The sequence below is a fragment of the Acidiphilium acidophilum genome (genome assembly GCF_033842475.1).
Classification (GTDB): Bacteria; Pseudomonadota; Alphaproteobacteria; order Acetobacterales; family Acetobacteraceae; genus Acidiphilium; species Acidiphilium acidophilum.
Genome location: NZ_JAWXYB010000018.1, coordinates 927,875 through 946,089 on the forward strand (window position 1 = coordinate 927,875; position 18,215 = coordinate 946,089).

Genomic DNA, 18,215 nt, shown 5'->3' on the forward strand with positions numbered 1-18,215 from the left:
CGGTTGGACAATGAAGCGGATTTTCGATTGTTTCACATTTTTCAACGAACTCGATCTGCTCGAAATCCGGCTGGATGAGGAATATGAGCATGTCGATCATTTCGTCATCTGCGAATCCCGCCAGACGTTTCAAGGCGATCCCAAGCCGCTGCATTTCGAGGAAAACAAGGCGCGGTTTTCGCGCTATCTTTCGAAGATCACGCATCTGGTAATCGACCAGTTTCCCGAGACCGAGAATGTCTGGGATCGGGAGCATTATCAGCGCAATTATTTGCGGAATGGCTTTCTCGCCGCCGATCCGGACGACATGATTATCATTACGGATGCGGATGAGATTATCTCGCGGAAAGCGCTTAAAATTCTGCGCCACATTGGCGGGTTCGTGCAACTCGATATGCCGATGTATCAATATTATCTGAATTTGCAGGCCCAGCCGAGCGGTTGGACCAAGCCGTTCGCGTTTTCCCGGCATCTTCTCGACGAGTTGCCTGATTTCAATTTCCCCCGGACAAATCAGGACGAGGTTTTCGCGAAATTCGGCGAGAAAGCGATCAAGCTCGATGAAGCGGGGTGGCATTTCACCTATCTCGGTGGGGCCGACCAGATCAGGACGAAACTCGGCGCGTTTTCACATACCGATGGCTGGCACGAATACATGCGCACGCCCGGTGCGGTCGAACGGCATGTCCAGATCGGCTATGTGGTAGGAAATTTCTGGCATTTAGCGCGATATGTGCCGATCGACCACAGTTTTCCAGAAAGTATATTTAATAATCAGAGGTTGTTTGAGACTAAACATTACGTAAAAAATATCTATCAGGCTATTTTTGAAATACAAAATATTTATAGGAATTTCGAACATAATTATAAAAAGGAGCGTATTCTTGTTAAAGAATATAAAGATAAATACTTACAGGTTCTAAATCAGTTTGGAATAAAGCCGTTCCCGGAAGAAACAGGTATTATGACCGGCGCCGTTCCGCCAATTTGATGTGAGAATATATAATGAATTCTTTTGATCTTAATAAAACATGTATTATTTCAAACAACTGTTGGGGGAGTGGGTTTTATAAAGATCAAAATGTCAGATATAACACTCCATTTGTTGGCCTCTATATGCAGGCCGATGATTACATAGATTTTTTGAGTAATTTTCGAAAAAATTTGACGATGCCAATATCAATGTCCTTCGCGTCACGTTATGGTTCAATGCCCTTTCCAGTTGGTCGCATATCGGATTCCATAGAAATATTGTTCATGCATTACCAATCTTGTGACGAAGCGTATGATAAATGGAGCCGTCGAGTAGCGCGGGTTCCAAATGATGACGAAAATTTGCTTATAAAAATATGTGATCGAGACGGCTTTACCGATGAACATATTCCGAGGTTCGAGCGTCTCGATTTTTCGTATAAAGTGGGATTTCTTAAAAAAGGGCGATTTTCCATTTTTGACAAAAATATTTTTCACGAAATCGACGTGAACAATAATGAAGATTGCTGCCCTAGTGGAACAGAACTATTTGAAATAACAAAATATTATTTTAGAGAAAACGCATAATACACTATTTATTCCATTTACATAATGATTTTTCTAAAAGCGAGTGATGCTTTAGTGCTTACAATATATAAGTGATCTAAACTGATGTACCGAAACCATGAAAGAAAACAAGAATGATCCCGAAAAAACTGCACTTCATAACGGGTTTGAAATCCGATTTTGGCGGCAAGCCGTTCGGTTTCGTACATTACATGGCAATCAAGTCTGCTATGGAACTAAATCAGGGATTTCAGGTTTATATTTATTATAAATATGAGCCATCTGGTCCATATTGGGATCTGATTAGATCACGCGTGACTGAAGTGGTTGTCGAACCGCCAGAATCTATATTTGGCAATCGAATTGAGCACTTTGCTCACAAAGCAGATATTCTTCGCCTTGAAATTCTCATCCGCGAGGGTGGCGTATATCTGGATATGGATACGATCTGTAATCAGCCTTTCGAAACAGTATTCAACGGAAAGGTTGTTATGGGAATAGAGGGTTTTCAACTTGGTTATGATAGATGGAACGCGGGCGATCGCCTAGGTTTATGTAACGCTTTGATAATTACGCCCGCCGGGGCTGAATTTCTAACCGCATTTATTCATGAGGGCGTTTCATTCAATTCTTCTACAATTAGCTATGCAACCTGACGTCGTGGGCGCGTGACGACTCACCGGCCGCTCTGGGCTGGTTTTGGTGAGCTTGGCGATGTGTCGGCGCTGGAGTTGGATGAGATCGGGACCGGTCGGGGCAACCGCCCCTGGGCTCAGACCAGTAACCTGGGCAGTCTGGCCAGAGCGTAGCGGAGAATGACCTGATCCGGCATCGATCGCGGCAGATGCAGGCGAATTGATTTCTTCAATGTCTCGACCTGGACGGCGAGTTTGATCAGGCGTAGCCGCAAGGTATCGAACTGGATACCACGCCAGCGTGAGCGACGCGGCATCAGGGAACGAAAACTCCACATCAGCCAATATGCACCGATATGCAGGAACAGGCGCATCTGGTTGGCGCTGGCCCGCGAGCATGAGGTGCGGTCGGCCGCGAGATGGGTCTTCCACGCCTTGATGTGATTTTCAGCCTGGCCGCGCGCGCAGTAGATGTTTTGATACAGGGTGCGTGGCGATCCAGCCTTCAGGTTGGTGACGATAAAGCGGGTATCGACCCCCATCGGTCCGGCCTCGACGCGCGCGATGATCCGCTCGACGCGATCCCAGCTTGCCGCACCATCATGGAACTCCTTGAACCTCCGGACTTTCTCGCCCGGTGTCTGTTCCGCTCGGGCCGCGGTGCTGGCCTCCAGAGCGATGACGTGTTTGCGCAGCGTCGATGTCGGCGCAACACCGAAGATGTAACTCAGGTCGCGCGCGCGACAGAAACGCAGCACTTCCGGCGTGCAGTAGTGGGAATCGCCGCGCAGCATGATCGCGGTGCGCGGCCAGTGGCTGCGGATGGCATCGATCAGGCGGCGCAGCCATTTGACGATCTGGCTCCCTTTCGGTCGGCAGGCGGGGCGCAGCACGGCGGCGATCATACGACCGTCACCATCGAACACCACGATCGGCTGGAAACCGTATTCATCGTGATGCGCGTTGAACAAACAGAGTTGCTGTGCGCCGTGGACGGCATCGAAGGTATCGTCGATGTCGAGCACGATGCTGTTGGGCACGCTGCGGAAACTCGCGCAATAATGCTCGACCATCGCCATGCCCATGCGCAGCAGCGCGCGGGGTCCGGGCAGGTTCTCAGTGCGCGAGATCGTTGCCTGCGAGCACAAATCCCCCGCCTCGGGCAGGCGCTCCATCGCGAGCTTGAAGATCGGATCGCGGCGCAACCTGTCAGCGTCGTTGCCATCCTCGTAGCCGGCCGCGATCATCAGCATGCGAAAGCGGATGATCTCGTCGAGCCCATGGACCACACGGCCGGGCGCACGAGGATCATCGATGCATGCGGCCAAACGACTTGCGATGCCGAGCCGTTGCTCGATGGCGCGTAACCCCAGCAACCCCCCGTCGGAGGAAAGCAGATCGCCGTCGAACCGGGCTTCGATCGACTTGCCGGCGACAGGTGACAGACCAGGGAGAATTGGGGTATTTGCAACCGAGGCGAGCATGGCGTTCCGTCGTGGTGAAGTTTTGTCTCGATAACAAATTCTTACACCGAATCAACGGTTTATGCTATGCTCGCCGACCTTCATGCATAATGCGGGCTAACTAAATGGCTCGCGTCCTATACGGATTTTGATGGGGCTGATTGGAATAAGCACTCTGTTTTCAGACCGGCTGCTCTTGCAAGGGAATTTCCAAATCTCATCAGCGTTGAGCCTCCTGAGAGATTTTTCTGGCCTATGTGGACTGACGACGGTATTCGTTCACTATTCGTTGAGACGCACGAATTTCCCGAGGCGGTGTCGATCCATTTGTGGGAAAGTGTATCGTGGCCCCACATTGAGCACTTGAATTATAACGTAATCATGCGGGATGACACATCGTACAACCTTATTGCGCGAAGATTTGTTGGATCGGATGCCGAGGCACTGAAAGAAATTGCGGAGTCTGTTGGCGCATCATCGTCATTTGAAAACGTAATAGAAGCTAGTAGAGCTCAGTTTGAGGCAATCTACGAACGCAAGATTTGGGGTGAGGGGAGTGGCGTTGGTTCTTCCTACGATGTTTCCAAACCATATATCGACTTTCTGACGTCATTTATCTCCTTGAATGAAATCAAGTCAGTTGTTGATTTCGGTTGTGGTGATTGGCAATTCTCACAATACATAGATTGGAGTGGTATTAAATATCTTGGGTTCGACGTTGTTAGAACTGTTGTTCAACAAAACAATGAAAAATACTCTGAAGATAATATATCTTTTAGAGAATTCAGAAATTTTGATGAGGTTCCGTCTGTTGACCTGATAGTTGCAAAGGAAGTGTTGCAGCATTTGCCGAACGTCAATGTTGTCGAGTATATCGGTCATCTTCGGGAAAAGTGTCGCTTTCTCTTATTAACTAATGACGAAACACCAACCGAACTTATTAACACTGAAATCGGCCCGGGGGGTTGGCGTTCATTGAGGCTTGATCGTGAACCGTTCACACTCAATGGTGCCTATGTCTTTTCTTACAGAAGCGTTCGAGAGGGACTTATTAAATCTACCTATTTGATCCGGGGTAGTTTGGCCTAGAAGTTTTCGGGCCGATTGCACGAGAGGGGAGCAAGAGTTTTTTGGTTCTTTTTTGCAAAAAAGAACTGCTTCCCTGTCGCTTTCTGTCTCGTTCCAGACTGGATTGCGTCGCTGCGCTCGCAATGACGTGGTGGGGGTGGTGCGTTGGGGCCGGGGGTGGTTGGCCGGTTGTCGGGGGGTGGTGATTGGGTCAGCGGGGTTTTTTGGGGCGGCGGTAGCTGATTGAGGTGGGGTCGTTGACGGCGGGGATTTCCCATTCGTGGGGGAGGGATTTGGGGTCGAGCCAGCGGCTGCGTTTGAGGGCGCGGTGCATCAGGTAGACGAAGGGGCTGATGAGGACGAGGAGGAGGATGTTTGATACGGCAAGGCCGTTTCGGATGTCGTTGTAATAAAAAGTCTGGAAGATGCTGATTATCCAATTAAGACCATACACTATGTATGTTAACTGGCAGAATCGTACAAATAGTTTGATAAAGAAAAGTCGTCCTGACCTCAAAGAATATAATACAGCCATCATTACGGGAACGGCGATGAATAAAAAAGGTTCGCCATATACAAATAACTGGTTAGATTTATTTATATAAACCAAGTAGTTTACGAGCAATCCCTCCATTGACAGGGCGAATACGCCGACCGCCGCGCTTGCATATCTTGCATTTTCCGGGATACCGCCGGGGCGATTGCCGGGTCTTTCCAGATATTGGAGCGCTTTTTTGTGGGCTTTCATGGTTATTGGGGGTTCCGGGTCCGGGATGCTGATTGCGCTTGAATGAGGGGCTGTCGTTGTCGTTAGCATGAGCTGAGTTAGAATCGGGCGTCGGCAGGATGCCTGTGGGGGTGGATGATCGGCTCAACATCCGGGAGCAAGAGTTTTTTGGTTCTTTTTTGCAAAAAAGAACTGCTTTTTAGCCTTTTTCGAGATTGATTGCTTCGCTGGGTTCCCGATGACGTGATAGGGGCGGTGGGGTGGTTTGGTTCAAGGGAGGCGGTGGATGGCGGTGTTGCGGCGGGTTGCGCCCTGGTTGTGGATGTTGGGGATGTTCACGGCGTATGGGCTGTTTGGGTATGGGGCGCTGACGGATCGGGGGCCGTTTGCGTTTGTGACGAATTGGCAGATCGATCTGTTCGGCTCGGCTTCGCCCATTGTGGGGATGATGGGTGGGGCGGTGGTGGTTTTCACGTTGGTGCCGTGGGTGTTGCGGCGGTGGGCGGCGCGGGGTGGACGGTTTGCGCCGGGGCCGGATGTTATCCGGATGATTTCGGCGCAGGGGCCGGATGCGGGCGGTTATGTGATGACTCCTGCGAGGCGGGTGCGTGTGGGGCGGATCATTATGGGGGCTGGGATCGCGGTCGGGGTTTTGGGGCTGGCGGTGACGTTCGGGGTGCGGGCGTATGCCGACCGGAATGCGGGGGAGCGGTTGCCGGTGGTGGTGTTGGGGGATCATCGGCCTGGCGTGCCGGGTTGGACGCACTGGGTCGAGGTGAAGGGGGCGGTGCCGTTGCGGGGCGGGGTGTTCGAGCATGTCTACAGCATTCGGAACTCGCGGTACCACGATTTCTATACGCCGCTGGTGAGTGGCGGGTTCGAGCCGTCACAGCGGATTTATCTGGTCGAGGAGGATAATGGGCGGGATGCGTACCGGCGGTTCGGGGCGCATTCGGGTTCGGCGGCGCCGATGCGGGGGTATGTGGATGTAGGGGGGATGACGCCGTGGATTGCGCGGATGTATCGCCAGCACGGGTATCGGGTGGGGGCGTGGACGGATGTGTTGGAGCGGAGCCGGATCGGGGATCGGGTTCCGGCGGAGACGGGGATGACGATTGATTGGAGAATCACGATGACGGTGGTGATGTCCGGATTTTTTACGTTGTTCGGGTTTGCGATGCTGGTGGCGGGGCGCAGGGGGTTGGCGCGGGAGCGATAAGAGTTTTTTGGTTCTTTTTTGCAAAAAAGAACGGCTTGCTTGTTTCGGTGATTTCGGTGCGGCGTAAGGCGGGGGGGCACGGGGTCGCGACGATGTTACTGAGGGATACATAAAAATGCCGCAATTTCAGGGGATTATGACGAAATAATCAGAAATATTCATTGATTTCTTAACGTGGCGTTCACCGTATAGTGTGCGATGCAGCGAAATGATCGGGCTCGGATCGGTGCGGTTTGTGCTGACGGGACGAGGAAGGGAAGCTGGTTGGGTATGGATGGGATTTTGGGCGGGATGGTTGGGCGTGGCGGTTGGGAGAGCCGGGTATCGGGGTTCGATCCCGGGTTTCGGCGCGGGCTACGTTCGGCGATCGGGTGCCGGGGGGTTGGGCTGCATAGCGGGTTGCCGGTAACGATGCGGCTGGTGCCGGTTGCGCCGGGGGATGGGATTTCGTTCTGCCGGGTCGATTTGCCGGGGGCGCCGGTTGTGGCGGCGCGGCATGATTTCGTGGCGGATACGCGGATGTGCACGGTGGTGGCCGATCCGGCGCGGGCGGAGGTTCGGGTTGGGACGGTCGAGCATGTGATGGCGGCGCTGGCGGGTTTGGGCGTCGATGATGCGATGATCGAGGTGGATGGGGCTGAGGTGCCGATTCTGGACGGGTCGGCGGCGGAGTTTGCGTTTCTGGTGCAGTGTGCCGGGATTGTGGAGAGTGCGGTGCCGCGCTGTGCGATCGAGGTGGTGCGGCCGGTGCGGGTGGTGGATGGCGCGGCGGCGGCGGCTTTGGTGCCGGGGGCGTCGGGCGGGTTCGAGCTGGCGCTGGAGATCGGGTTTGCGGCGGCGGCGATCGGGGTTCAGCATTATGCGATGGCGCTGACGGCGGGGCGGTTCCTGGAGGAACTGGCGCGGGCGCGGACGTTCACGTTTGCCGGCGAGGTCGAGGCGTTGCAGGCGGCGGGGTTGGCGCGGGGCGGGAGCCTGGCGAATGCCGTGGTGGTGGATGGGGATGTGGTGGTCAATCCCGAGGGGTTGCGGTTTCCCGATGAGTTCGTGCGGCACAAGATGCTGGATGTGGTGGGGGATCTGGCGTTGGCGGGGATGCCGGTGATCGGGCGGTTCGAGGGGGTGCGGACCGGGCATCGGGTCAATAACATGCTGCTGCGGGCGTTGTTCGCGGATGCGGCGAATTATCGGGTGGTTGGCGGGGTGAGTGCGCTGGCGGCGGTTGCGTAGGGTTTGGGGGTTGGATTTGGCATGAAAAAACCCGCCCGGGGGACCGGGCGGGTTTTTTGTTGGGGTGAGGGTGGGGTTAGACGCGGTTGCGGTTGCGGCGGCGCAGGATGAGGCCGAGGCCGATCAGGCCGGTGCCGAGGAGGGCGAGGGAGCCGGGTTCGGGGACGTTCACGGTGCCGGGGACGACGAAGACGCGGTCGACGAGGATGTCCTTGGCGGTGACGCCATCACCGGTGAAGGAGAAATCGACGGTGTAGTTGCCAGCGGTGGCGATGGTGGTGGTGCCGGCGATGGTGACCCAGGTGTTGGTGCCGTAGGTGGAGCCGATCGCAGAAACCGTGGTGGAGGCGAGAAGGCTGGTGCCGAGGACGCTGCCGGAGAAGGAGGCGTCGTTCGGATTGGCGTAGCCGTTGGCGGGGACGTAGACGTCGAAGCCGATGCTGTAGGTGCCAGCCGAATTGATGGCGATGGTTTGAGCAAGGGTTTCTGTGCCGGTATCGGTCGAGAAGTAGGCGGCGTAGCCGCTGCTGGCCTCAGGGCTGCCAGTGGTGAGGTTATCGTTCGCGACGGCTTGGCCGTAAGCGCCCTGGGGGTAGCTGCGAGCGACGTTGTCGGTCGCGATAACCTGCTCGTTACTGTTGACCGGCGGAACGGTCCCGAGGTTCCAGTCGGTGAAATCGGTGGTGGCGAACGTGCCGTTCTGGACGAGGTTGATGGCGCCCGCGTGGGCGGTGCCGGCGGCGAGGAGAGTGGCGGCGAGGGCGATGCCGGCGAGGGTTGCGGTGCGGAACGACATTGTATTCTCCAAAAGTAGATCGAGACGTGGTCAGCGAACGTGCTGCTCTGGATCTCCTTAAGCAGGAATCATGCCAATACTGCCGAATGGCGGAATTGTTGGGGTATTGCGATGAACGGGAACGGCTCTGTTGTCGGGGTGTAAAGAATCCTGACAGAGCGGTAAATTCAATACTTGAGAAAGTCTTGTGATATGAAAATGAATATCAAAAACTACAATAATCAATCATAAAATGGACGAGAGGCCGAGGGGGTCGCGGAGGGCGGCGAGGAGGGAGTCGGCCTGGGATTCGGCGGAGGATTCGGGGGTGCGGAGGTGGAATTCGGGGGATTCGGGGGGTTCGTAGGGGGAGTCGATGCCGGTGAAGTTGCGGATTTCGCCGGCGTCGGCGCGGCGGTAGAGGCCTTTGGGGTCGCGCTGGCGGCAGATGTCGATCGGGGTGTCGACATAGACTTCGTGGAACAGGCCGGGTTCGAGGAGTTCGCGGGCCATGCGGCGTTCGGCGCGGAAGGGGGAGATGAAGCTGACCAGGACGATCAGCCCGGCATCGGCGAACAGGCGGGCGACCTCGGCGACGCGGCGGATGTTTTCCACCCGATCGGCGTCGGTGAAGCCGAGGTCGCGGTTGAGGCCGTGGCGGATGTTGTCGCCGTCGAGCAGGTAGGTGTGGGCACCGAGGAGGTGGAGTTTGGTTTCGAGCAGATTGGCGATGGTGGATTTGCCGGAGCCGGACAGGCCGGTGAACCAGAGCACGGCGGGGCGGTGGCGGTTGCGGGCTTCGCGGGCGGGGCGGTCGATGGTGAGGGCCTGGGTGTGGATGTTGCTGGCGCGGCGGAGGGCGTGGCGGATCATGCCGGCGGCGACGGTTTCGTTGGTGATGCGGTCGATCAGGATGAAGGCGCCGGTGCGGCGGTTGGCCTGGTAGGAATCGAAGGCGACCGGGGCGGCGAGGGCGAGGTTGACCAGCGCGACCTCGTTGAGGGCGAGATTGTCGGCGGCGAGTTCGTCGAAATTGTTGACGTTGATTTTATGGCGGATTTTCGAGACGGCGCCGGAGATGGTGGTGGTGCCCAGGCGCACGACGTAGGGGCGGCCGGGCAGGAGCGGGGCGGCGCTCATCCAGACCAGATCGGCGGCGAACTGGTCCGCGACGTCGGGGCGCGAGGCGGGCGGGGTGAGGAGGTCGCCACGCGAGATGTCGATATTGTCGGCCAGGGTGAGGGTGATCGCCATGCCGGCGGTGGCGCGCGGGAGATCGCCGTCGGCGGTGACGATGCGGGCGATGGTGCTGGTGCGGCCGGAATTGGCGACGGTCACCGGATCGCCGGGGCTGATGCTGCCGGCGGCGATGGTGCCGGCGTAGCCGCGAAAGGTGGCATCCGGGCGGTTGACCCATTGGACCGGGAAGCGGAAGGCGGCTTCGGTGGCGGCGGCGGGTTCGATGGTTTCGAGATGTTCGAGCAGGGTGGGGCCGGAATACCACGGCATCGCGGCGCTGCGGTGGACGACATTGTCGCCGTGGCGGGCCGAGAGCGGGATGGCGGTGATGGTGGTGAAGTGAAAGCGGGCGGCGAGGGTTTCGAACTCGCGCGCGATTTCGGTGAAACGGGATTGGTCGTGGTGGATCAGGTCGATCTTGTTCACCGCGAGGACGATGTGGCGGATGCCGAGCAGGTCGGCGATGAAGGCGTGGCGGCGGGTCTGGGTGAGCAGGCCCTGCGTCGCATCGACCAGCAGGATGGCGAGTTGGGCGGTCGAGGCGCCGGTTGCCATGTTGCGGGTGTATTGTTCGTGGCCGGGCGTGTCGGCGATGATGAATTTGCGGCGCGGGGTGGCCATGAAGCGATAGGCGACATCGATGGTGATGCCCTGTTCGCGCTCGGCCTCCAGACCGTCGACCAGGAGGGCGTAGTCGATATTGGCGCCGTCGGTGCCGAATTTTTTCGAATCGGCTTCGAGGGCGGCGCGCTGATCGTCCGGGATATTGTCGGTATCGAACAGGAGGCGGCCGATCAGGGTGGATTTGCCGTCATCGACCGAGCCGCAGGTGAGCAGGCGGAGCAGGGTGCGCGGGGCGGTGGGGGCGATTACGTTCATCAGAAATATCCGTCGCGTTTTTTCTTTTCCATCGCCGCGGAATCGTCATGGTCGATCAGGCGGCCCTGGCGTTCGGAGAGGCGCGAGGCGCTCATTTCGGCGATGATCGCGGCGAGGGTGGCGGCATCGGACTCCATGGCGGCGGTGAGCGGGTAGCAGCCGAGGGTGCGGAAGCGGATGCGACGCAATGCGGGGGTTTCGCCGGGGGAAAGGGGCAGGCGGTCGTCGTCGACCATGATCAATTGGCCGTTACGGACCACGACCGGGCGTTCGGCGGCGAAATAAAGCGGCACGACCGGAATGTTTTCCTGCTCGATATAGGCCCAGATATCCGCCTCGGTCCAGTTCGAGAGCGGGAACACCCGCATGGTCTGGCCGGGGGCGAGGCTGGTGTTGAACAGGTTCCATAATTCGGGGCGCTGGGCCTTGGGGTCCCAGCCATGGCCTTCGGTGCGGACCGAGAAGATCCGTTCTTTGGCGCGGGATTTTTCCTCGTCGCGCCGGGCGCCGCCGAATGCCGCATCGAATTTCAGCTCGTCGAGTGCTGCTTTCAGCGTGTCGGTTTTCATGATTTTGGTGTAGGTCGAGGCGCCGTGATCGAACGGGTTGATGCCGCTGGCGGCGGCTTCGGCATTGGTGCGGACGATGAGGTGAAGTCCGAGACGGGCGACGGTTTCGTCGCGGAAGCGGATCATTTCGCGGAACTTCCAGCCGGTATCGACATGAAGCAGCGGAAAAGGCGGTTTGGCGGGGTAGAACGCCTTGAGGGCGAGGTGCAGCATCACCGAACTGTCCTTGCCGATCGAATAGAGCATCACCGGATTACGGAAACCGGCGACGGTTTCGCGGATGATTTCGATGCTTTCGGCTTCGAGGGCGGCGAGATCGGCGCTGCGCGCGGGGGCGAGCGTGTCCGCGGGCAAAATTGTGGCGGAGGTCATGCGTGGGGTCCCGACTGCGTCATGCTGCGGCGTTGTGAGCGAAAACGCCCCCGGCCTGCAAGGGCCGGAGGCGTTTTTGGTGGATAATGGTCACCGGGCGGCATCGCCGGAGGATGGAATTCCCCGGCGATGCCACTGCGGAGCGGGTTATTTTTTCGCGCCGTCCTTGGGCAGCGGGATCGCGACGAAGATCGACTGACCGTCGCGCATGATCCGCACCGCGACCGCCTTGGCGTGTTTGGACTTGGCGGCATCGATCGCGGAGACCGCCTGATTGGGGTCGGTCACGGTGGCGCTGCCGATGCCGACAATGACATCGCCATCGCGCAGACCGGCCTGATCGGCCGGGGAGTCGGCGGTGACATGGGTGATCACGGCACCCTGAACGTCGCTCGGGATGCCGAGCTGCTGGTGCAGGGCCGGGGTGAGCTGCGAGAGGCTGAGACCGAGATCGGCCTTGCTGGTGTTCGAGGTCGAGTTATGCGGGGCATTGGGGTTGAAGGCCGCCTCGGCGTTTTTCGGGAATTTTTCGACCTGGATCGCAGCGGTCTTTTCATGGCCGTCGCGGATGTAGGTGACGTGGACGTCCTGACCCGGCTTGACCTCGGACACTTCGAGGGCAAGGTCGCGCACGGTGTGGACGGTTTTGCCATCGACCTTGGTGATCACGTCGCCTGCCTTGAGTCCGGCCTTGGCGGCGGGGCCGTTCGGCACGGTCTCGGCGATCAGGGCGCCGTTGGCATGACCGTCATGGCTCGGCAGGTTCATCGCCGCCGCCATTTCGGGACTGATTTCCTGAATCTGGACGCCGATGAAGCCGCGCGTGACGTGATGGTACTTGATCAGTTCGGTGGTGATGCGCTTGACCATATCCGACGGGATCGAGAAGCCGATGCCGACCGAGCCGCCGGTCGGGGTGAGGATCGCGGTGTTGACGCCGATCACCTCGCCCTTCTGGTTGAGCAGCGGCCCGCCGGAATTGCCCTCGTTGATCGGGGCGTCGACCTGGATGAAACTATCGTACTGACCATCGCCGATGTCGCGCCCGAGGGCGGAGACCACGCCGGTGGTGACGGTTTCGGCAAGACCGAACGGATTGCCGATCGCGATGACCCACTGGCCGGGGGTGACGTTGGCCGAGTCGCCGAGTTCGAGATAGGGGAAGGGCTTCGCGCGGTCGACCTTCAGCACGGCGAGATCGGTGCTCGGGTCGGTGCCGACGATGGTGGCGGGCAGGCGTTCACCATCCGAAAGGGTGACGAAAATCGACTTGGCGTTTTTGACGACGTGGTTGTTGGTGACCAGATAGCCCTTGGAGCTGATGAAGAAACCCGATCCCTTGGCTTCGACCGCCTGTGGCTGCTGCTGCTGCGGGAACGGGAAGGGGAACGGCATGCCGTTCATGCCGGGCGGCTGATGCTGGGCGACGTTGTGGACCTTGAGGTGCACCGTGACCGAAACCACGGCGGGCTTCACGATTTTCACCAGCGGGGCGAAGCTCTGGATGGGCTTGAAATCCTGCTGGACCTTCGCCGTCGCGTTCAGGGACTGATCGTCGGCGAAGGCGGGATGCAGCGAAATCATCGCCAGGGAGGTTCCGGCGAGGAGCACGGCGGCGAAGGTCGCGATCCGTTGCGGCCGGCGTCGTGCGAGTTGGGGTGTCATTCAGATTTTCCTTCATGGTTCGCCGACGATGTATCGGCCGTGTCGTGTCGCTGAACAATCGAGCCCGTCGTCAGACGGTTGGTATGGATGGTAAGGTTATTATCATTTCAAACGCCGGACGGGAGCCCCTATGGTCTGATTTCGAAACGGTTCGATCGCCATGCGTGCGATATAGGTGGAATTCTAAACGCGGGCAGGCCGCGCAGATGAAACTCGTTTCATCCGCGCACGTCGACAAGGACCAGTTCGGTTTCCGAAGGGCCGGCCTCGATCACGATTGCGCGCTCGTTGCTGATTGCGAGTCCGTCGCGCGGTTCGGCATGCACCGGATCGCCAACCCCGGAGGCAGACGCAACCGTGAATGAACCGACCGGCGCGACCAGATAGGCGGCGCGGCCCTCGGCGATCTGGTAGGTCGCGCGTTCGCCCGGCGCCAGACGCGCGGCCAGCACCGCGGCATCGGCATAGAGCGGCAACGCGCCGGCCTCGGCATCCCCCGGACGGCCCCCGGCAAGAATGTGCAGCCCCGATGACGTCGCACGGGGAAACTCCCGGCTCGCCCAGCCCGGCGCAACGCCGGTGCGGTCCGGCATGATCCAGATCTGGAACAGACGGGTCGCCTCGTCCTCCTCGTTATACTCGGCATGGGTGATCCCGGTGCCGGCATGCATCACCTGCACGTCGCCCGCACGGGTGATGCCGTGATTGCCCAGATTGTCCTTATGGGTGATCGCGCCCTGCCGGATGAAGGTGATGATCTCCATGTCCCGATGAGGATGCGGATCGAAACCGGTATGCGGGGCAATCTCGTCGTCATTCCAGACCCGCAACGCACCCCAGCCCATGCGCGAGCGATCATGATAATTACCGAAACTGAAATGATGATGCGCGTTGAGCCACTCGTTGCGGAAACTGCCGATGGTGGCGAAGGGACGTAATTCGATCATGGGAGACCTCCAGCGTTGTGCGGGTTTGCGGGGACGGCAAGGCGAAGCGAGGCAAAGACAGGCAAGGTCTTCTTTTTTGAAAAAAAGAAGCAAAAAACTTTTTTGATCTGAGGCAGGGGCGGTGGGGACGGCACGGGCACAGGGAAACACTGTCTTGAATGAGACGTGGCAGGATCGCCGGGTTGGGCCGTGGGCGGCGGTTCCGGCACGCGCCAGACGAATCAGAGTTTTTTGCTTCTTTTTTGCAAAAAAGAAGCGCTTGTCTTTGCCTTAACTTCCCGATCTCCTCGCTCCAAATCATTCGATATCGAACAATATAGGATGTCGGGCCGGAAGTTCAATCGGGGGTCGCGGCGGCGGTTCCGAGCTGACGGAGGAGGGTGCCGAGGCTGGCGAGGTCTTTGGCGGTGAGGCCGGACATGGCGGCGGCGATGTCGCGGGCGTGGCTGGGGAAGATGGTCTGGATGAAGGTTTGGCCCTGGGGGGTGAGGACGACGCGGACGCTGCGGCGGTCTTCGGGGCAGGCGACGCGTTCGACCAGGCTGCGTTTGACCAGTTTGTCGATCACGTCGGTGAGGTTGCCGGGGCTGGTGAGGATTTTGCGCGAGAGATCGCGCTGGGTGAGCGGGCCGAGGTGGAGCAGGGCTTCGAGGACGCCGAGTTGGGTGTGGGTGAGGCCGGCGGCGGCGAGGCGGGGGGCGGTGCGGGCGCTGACGGCGTGGGTGGCGCGCATCAGTTTGACGTAGGTGCGGATGGCGGCTTCGGTGGCTTCATCATCGACGCCGAACATGGCCGGGTCAGCGGTTCATCAGCACGGCGATGCTGGCGTGTTCGAGGACGTGGCGGGTGACGCCGCCGAGGATGAGCTGGCGGAGACGGGAATGGGAATAGGCTCCCATGGCGAGCAGGTCGGCTCCGTAATCGGTGACGGCGGCGAGCAGGCCGGCGCCGGCGTTGCGGTCGATCGCGCGGAATTCGGTGGCGTCGGCGGTGATGCCGTGGAGTTCGAGGAAGTCGGCGAGCTGGGCGGCATCGGGGCCTTGGCGCTGGTAGTCCGGCGAGTGGAAGATGCGGATTGCGGTGGCATCGGCGAGCCAGGGCAGGACCGAGGCGACGGCGGAGGCGCTTTCGGCGGTGCCGTTCCAGGCGATGGCGATGCGGGTGCCGAGGGTGGCGGGGATGCCGACCGGGGCGATCAGAGCGGGGCGGCCGGAATCGAACAGCACGGCGTGGAGTGCGTCGGCGGAGGCGACTTCCTCGGCGGATTTGGGGTGGGGGACCACGATGAGATCGGACAGGCGGGCTTCCCCGGCGACGAGTTCCTCCTCGCGCCCGACGATGGAGGAGAAACGGGCGGAGGCGGCGCGGACGGCACCGGATTCGGCGCGGAGCGGGGCGCCGACGGCGATGTTGCGGGCGGTGGTTTGCGTGGTGAACAGAGCGAGCAGGGCGCTGGCCTCGGTGTTGCCCTCCTTTTCGGTGCTCGCCATCATTTCCTCGATCATGGCGCCCGAGAGGCCTTCGCCGGCGAGGGGGGCGACGTCGCGCGTGTCGGTGCGGACGTGCAGCGCGTGGAGGTGGGCGCACCAGCGTTCGGCGAGCATCAGGGCGGTGGTCAGCGCGCCGGGGGCGGAGGCGATGCCGGCGAGGGGGAGCAGGATTTTACGGATCGCCATGGGTGTGGTCCCTATGATGAACGCGGGGGTCGGTACGGGGTCAGTACATTGATGAAAGCACGGTGCGCAGCCGTTTCAACTCCTCCAGGGCGCGGCCTGTCCCGAGGGCGACGCATTGCAGCGGGTCTTCGGCGACCACGACGGGCAGGCCGGTCGCTTCGCGCAGGACATCGTCGAGCCGGTTGAGCAGGGCGCCGCCGCCGGTCAGGACGATGCCTTTATCGACGATGTCGCCCGCGAGTTCGGGCGGGGTGTTTTCCAGCGCGACCTTGACGGTTTCGACGATCTGGCTGACCGGTTCGGCGAGGCTTTCGGCGATCTGGGCCTGGCTGACCCGGACTTCGCGCGGGACGCCGTTGATCAGGTCGCGGCCTTTGACTTCGCGCCAGACGCCGGGGCCGGTGGGGTCGGCCCAGGCGGCGCCGATTTCGAGTTTGATTTTTTCCGCCGAGGATTCGCCGATCAGGAGGTTATGGTTGCGGCGGATGTAGGAGATGATCGCGTCGTCCATTTTATCGCCGCCGACGCGGACCGAGCGGGCGTAGACGATGCCGCCGAGGGAGATCACCGCGACTTCGGTGGTGCCGCCGCCGATATCGACCACCATGGAGCCCGAGGGTTCGGTGACCGGCAGGCCCGCGCCGATCGCGGCGGCCATGGGTTCCTCGATAAGCAGGACCTTGCGCGCACCGGCGCTTTCGGCGGATTCCTGGATGGCGCGGCGTTCGACCGCGGTGGAGCCGGAGGGGACGCAGACGATGATGAGCGGCGAGGCGCCCCATTTGCGGTTGTGGACCTTGCGGATGAAATGCTTGATCATTTCCTCTGCGACTTCGAAATCGGCGATGACACCGTCGCGCAGGGGGCGGATGGCCTGGATGTTGCCGGGGGTGCGGCCGAGCATGTGCTTGGCTTCTTCGCCGACCGCGAGGACCTGCTTGCGGCCCTTGATGTCGGCGATGGCGACGACGGAGGGTTCATCGAGCACGATGCCGCGCCCCTTGACGTAGACGAGGGTGTTGGCGGTGCCGAGGTCGATGGCCATGTCGGCAGACATGAGCCCGAGGAGGCGAGAGAACATGAAACCCTTTCCGCAAAGCGTCAGCCTGGCACCGGGGCGCCGGTGTGGGGCGGTCCTGGTGCGATTGATCATGGAGGGGTTCGATTAGCCTTTGGGCCGGTGCATAACAAGGCCGGAGCATAACAAGGCCGGAGCATAACAAGGCCGGGGGCAGCGGGCCGTAAGGCTTGGTTACGCCGTGCCACGATGTCGACACGGCGCTGCCCTTACATTGCCGACATCAACAGGCCATACTGTTGCAAAGAATGAGACGTTATGAGACCGACTCATTCTGGTCGTTAAACAAGGAGAACAAGTCATGACACGGATTTCGATACGCAAGCTGATGACACCGGTGCTGCTGGCGGGGCTCGCGCTCAGCCTCGCGGCGTGCGGCTATACGCCGGGTTCGCGCGCGCTTTCGGGCGGCGCGATCGGGGCGGGCACCGGGGCGATCCTGGGTGCTGCGACCGGTGGCTCGGCGGCGACGGGTGCGCTGATCGGCGGTGGTATCGGCGCGATCGGTGGTGCGGTGACCAATCCGAACACCATCAACCTCGGCCATGCACCCTGAGCCCCGGCTCGGCACGTAATAATTAAAGGGGAGCTTCGGCTCCCCTTTTTTGTGGAATGCGCCTTGTGGTGCGCGCGGATCAGCCGACGATTTCGGTGCCGGCGAAGAAGAAGGCGATTTCCTGGGCGGCGGCTTCGGGGGAGTCTGAGCCGTGGACGGAGTTGGCTTCGATATCCTCGGCGAATTCGGCGCGGATGGTGCCGGGGGCGGCTTTTTTCGGGTCGGTGGCGCCCATGATATCGCGGTTTTTCGCGATGGCGTTTTCACCGGCGAGGACCTGGACGACGACGGGGCCGGAGGTCATGAACTGAACGAGGCCGCCGAAGAACGGGCGGGCCTGATGGGCGCTGTAGAAGGCTTCGGCCTGGGCGCGGGTGAGTTGCACGCGCTTCTGCGCGACGATGCGCAGGCCGGCTTCCTCGAATTTGGCGTTGATCCGCGCGGTCATGTTGCGGCGGGTCGCGTCGGGTTTGATGATCGAGAGCGTGTGTTCGATGGCCATGTCGGGGTCTCTTTTCAGGAGTTCGGTTGGATTGTGTGGTTGCGCGGGGCCATAGCTTTCCCGCGCGGTATGGGCA

General features: G+C 59.9%; 18 protein-coding genes. 7 read left to right on the top strand and 11 right to left on the bottom strand.

What is annotated here, in order from left to right; genetic code table 11:
- The first annotated feature begins 10 nt into the window (after positions 1-10).
- From SIL87_RS07105 to SIL87_RS07115, 3 genes are all read left to right on the top strand, one after another.
- Positions 11-991, top strand: coding sequence for a glycosyltransferase family 17 protein (locus SIL87_RS07105; protein ID WP_319613486.1), 981 nt, complete (start codon positions 11-13; stop codon positions 989-991).
- A 14-nt stretch (positions 992-1,005) separates the two neighbouring features.
- On the top strand, positions 1,006-1,560 hold the full coding sequence (locus SIL87_RS07110; protein WP_319613487.1) for a DUF1919 domain-containing protein: 555 nt from the start codon (positions 1,006-1,008) through the stop codon (positions 1,558-1,560).
- 113 nt (positions 1,561-1,673) lie between these two features.
- Positions 1,674-2,195, top strand: coding sequence for a glycosyltransferase family 32 protein (locus SIL87_RS07115; RefSeq protein WP_319613488.1), 522 nt, complete (start codon positions 1,674-1,676; stop codon positions 2,193-2,195).
- 116 nt (positions 2,196-2,311) lie between these two features.
- On the opposite strand, the gene SIL87_RS07120 is transcribed toward SIL87_RS07115, so the two are convergent.
- Positions 2,312-3,658 carry an IS1380 family transposase gene (locus SIL87_RS07120; protein ID WP_319613489.1) on the bottom strand — a complete coding sequence of 449 codons (1,347 nt, stop codon included), beginning with the start codon at positions 3,656-3,658 and terminating at the stop codon, positions 2,312-2,314.
- 360 nt (positions 3,659-4,018) lie between these two features.
- Here SIL87_RS07120 and SIL87_RS07125 point away from each other — a divergent pair, with 360 nt between their 5' ends.
- On the top strand, positions 4,019-4,726 hold the full coding sequence (locus tag SIL87_RS07125) for a class I SAM-dependent methyltransferase (protein WP_319613490.1): 708 nt from the start codon (positions 4,019-4,021) through the stop codon (positions 4,724-4,726).
- A gap of 190 nt (positions 4,727-4,916) precedes the next feature.
- Here SIL87_RS07125 and SIL87_RS07130 read toward each other — a convergent pair whose 3' ends face one another.
- The gene (locus SIL87_RS07130) at positions 4,917-5,453 is read right to left on the bottom strand and encodes a hypothetical protein (RefSeq protein WP_319613491.1); all 537 of its coding nucleotides are present in this window, start codon (positions 5,451-5,453) and stop codon (positions 4,917-4,919) included.
- Between the two features lie 265 nt (positions 5,454-5,718).
- Between SIL87_RS07130 and SIL87_RS07135 the strand changes: the two genes are divergently transcribed.
- Positions 5,719-6,651, top strand: coding sequence for a hypothetical protein (locus tag SIL87_RS07135; protein ID WP_319613492.1), 933 nt, complete (start codon positions 5,719-5,721; stop codon positions 6,649-6,651).
- A 270-nt stretch (positions 6,652-6,921) separates the two neighbouring features.
- The gene (gene lpxC / locus SIL87_RS07140) at positions 6,922-7,881 is read left to right on the top strand and encodes a UDP-3-O-acyl-N-acetylglucosamine deacetylase (RefSeq protein ID WP_319613493.1); all 960 of its coding nucleotides are present in this window, start codon (positions 6,922-6,924) and stop codon (positions 7,879-7,881) included.
- Between the two features lie 76 nt (positions 7,882-7,957).
- Here lpxC and SIL87_RS07145 read toward each other — a convergent pair whose 3' ends face one another.
- The 8 genes from SIL87_RS07145 to SIL87_RS07180 form a co-directional block, all read right to left on the bottom strand.
- The gene (locus SIL87_RS07145; RefSeq protein ID WP_319613494.1) at positions 7,958-8,677 is read right to left on the bottom strand and encodes a PEP-CTERM sorting domain-containing protein; all 720 of its coding nucleotides are present in this window, start codon (positions 8,675-8,677) and stop codon (positions 7,958-7,960) included.
- A gap of 225 nt (positions 8,678-8,902) precedes the next feature.
- Positions 8,903-10,774, bottom strand: coding sequence for a sulfate adenylyltransferase subunit CysN (cysN, locus tag SIL87_RS07150; RefSeq protein ID WP_319613495.1), 1,872 nt, complete (start codon positions 10,772-10,774; stop codon positions 8,903-8,905).
- Positions 10,774-11,715 carry a sulfate adenylyltransferase subunit CysD gene (gene cysD, locus SIL87_RS07155; protein WP_319613496.1) on the bottom strand — a complete coding sequence of 314 codons (942 nt, stop codon included), beginning with the start codon at positions 11,713-11,715 and terminating at the stop codon, positions 10,774-10,776. Before cysD ends, cysN begins: the two co-directional genes overlap by 1 nt.
- Positions 11,716-11,862: 147 nt before the next feature.
- Entirely contained in the window at positions 11,863-13,380 is a 1,518-nt protein-coding gene (locus SIL87_RS07160; protein ID WP_319613497.1) for a Do family serine endopeptidase, read from the bottom strand.
- A 218-nt stretch (positions 13,381-13,598) separates the two neighbouring features.
- Positions 13,599-14,327: a pirin family protein gene (locus SIL87_RS07165; RefSeq protein WP_319613498.1), complete on the bottom strand. Its 729-nt coding sequence runs from the start codon at positions 14,325-14,327 to the stop codon at positions 13,599-13,601.
- Between the two features lie 337 nt (positions 14,328-14,664).
- Positions 14,665-15,117, bottom strand: coding sequence for a MarR family winged helix-turn-helix transcriptional regulator (locus SIL87_RS07170; protein WP_319613499.1), 453 nt, complete (start codon positions 15,115-15,117; stop codon positions 14,665-14,667).
- Positions 15,118-15,124: 7 nt separating this feature from the next.
- Positions 15,125-16,003: a universal stress protein gene (locus tag SIL87_RS07175; RefSeq protein ID WP_319613500.1), complete on the bottom strand. Its 879-nt coding sequence runs from the start codon at positions 16,001-16,003 to the stop codon at positions 15,125-15,127.
- A 40-nt stretch (positions 16,004-16,043) separates the two neighbouring features.
- Positions 16,044-17,084 (bottom strand): rod shape-determining protein, encoded by a 1,041-nt coding sequence (locus tag SIL87_RS07180; RefSeq protein WP_319613501.1) that lies wholly within the window; start codon positions 17,082-17,084, stop codon positions 16,044-16,046.
- 298 nt (positions 17,085-17,382) lie between these two features.
- Here SIL87_RS07180 and SIL87_RS07185 point away from each other — a divergent pair, with 298 nt between their 5' ends.
- On the top strand, positions 17,383-17,637 hold the full coding sequence (locus tag SIL87_RS07185; protein WP_319613502.1) for a YMGG-like glycine zipper-containing protein: 255 nt from the start codon (positions 17,383-17,385) through the stop codon (positions 17,635-17,637).
- Positions 17,638-17,716: 79 nt separating this feature from the next.
- On the opposite strand, the gene ndk is transcribed toward SIL87_RS07185, so the two are convergent.
- The gene (gene ndk, locus SIL87_RS07190) at positions 17,717-18,139 is read right to left on the bottom strand and encodes a nucleoside-diphosphate kinase (protein ID WP_319613503.1); all 423 of its coding nucleotides are present in this window, start codon (positions 18,137-18,139) and stop codon (positions 17,717-17,719) included.
- Between the last annotated feature and the right edge of the window lie 76 nt (positions 18,140-18,215).

Coding starts and splice junctions, on each gene's coding strand:
- SIL87_RS07105 (WP_319613486.1), top strand. CDS start 11: ATGAAGCGGATTTTCGATTGTTTCACATTTTTCAACGAACTCGATCTG.
- SIL87_RS07110 (WP_319613487.1), top strand. CDS start 1,006: ATGAATTCTTTTGATCTTAATAAAACATGTATTATTTCAAACAACTGT.
- SIL87_RS07115 (WP_319613488.1), top strand. CDS start 1,674: ATGATCCCGAAAAAACTGCACTTCATAACGGGTTTGAAATCCGATTTT.
- SIL87_RS07120 (WP_319613489.1), bottom strand. CDS start 3,658: ATGCTCGCCTCGGTTGCAAATACCCCAATTCTCCCTGGTCTGTCACCT.
- SIL87_RS07125 (WP_319613490.1), top strand. CDS start 4,019: ATGCGGGATGACACATCGTACAACCTTATTGCGCGAAGATTTGTTGGA.
- SIL87_RS07130 (WP_319613491.1), bottom strand. CDS start 5,453: ATGAAAGCCCACAAAAAAGCGCTCCAATATCTGGAAAGACCCGGCAAT.
- SIL87_RS07135 (WP_319613492.1), top strand. CDS start 5,719: ATGGCGGTGTTGCGGCGGGTTGCGCCCTGGTTGTGGATGTTGGGGATG.
- lpxC (WP_319613493.1), top strand. CDS start 6,922: ATGGATGGGATTTTGGGCGGGATGGTTGGGCGTGGCGGTTGGGAGAGC.
- SIL87_RS07145 (WP_319613494.1), bottom strand. CDS start 8,677: ATGTCGTTCCGCACCGCAACCCTCGCCGGCATCGCCCTCGCCGCCACT.
- cysN (WP_319613495.1), bottom strand. CDS start 10,774: ATGAACGTAATCGCCCCCACCGCCCCGCGCACCCTGCTCCGCCTGCTC.
- cysD (WP_319613496.1), bottom strand. CDS start 11,715: ATGACCTCCGCCACAATTTTGCCCGCGGACACGCTCGCCCCCGCGCGC.
- SIL87_RS07160 (WP_319613497.1), bottom strand. CDS start 13,380: ATGACACCCCAACTCGCACGACGCCGGCCGCAACGGATCGCGACCTTC.
- SIL87_RS07165 (WP_319613498.1), bottom strand. CDS start 14,327: ATGATCGAATTACGTCCCTTCGCCACCATCGGCAGTTTCCGCAACGAG.
- SIL87_RS07170 (WP_319613499.1), bottom strand. CDS start 15,117: ATGTTCGGCGTCGATGATGAAGCCACCGAAGCCGCCATCCGCACCTAC.
- SIL87_RS07175 (WP_319613500.1), bottom strand. CDS start 16,003: ATGGCGATCCGTAAAATCCTGCTCCCCCTCGCCGGCATCGCCTCCGCC.
- SIL87_RS07180 (WP_319613501.1), bottom strand. CDS start 17,084: ATGTTCTCTCGCCTCCTCGGGCTCATGTCTGCCGACATGGCCATCGAC.
- SIL87_RS07185 (WP_319613502.1), top strand. CDS start 17,383: ATGACACGGATTTCGATACGCAAGCTGATGACACCGGTGCTGCTGGCG.
- ndk (WP_319613503.1), bottom strand. CDS start 18,139: ATGGCCATCGAACACACGCTCTCGATCATCAAACCCGACGCGACCCGC.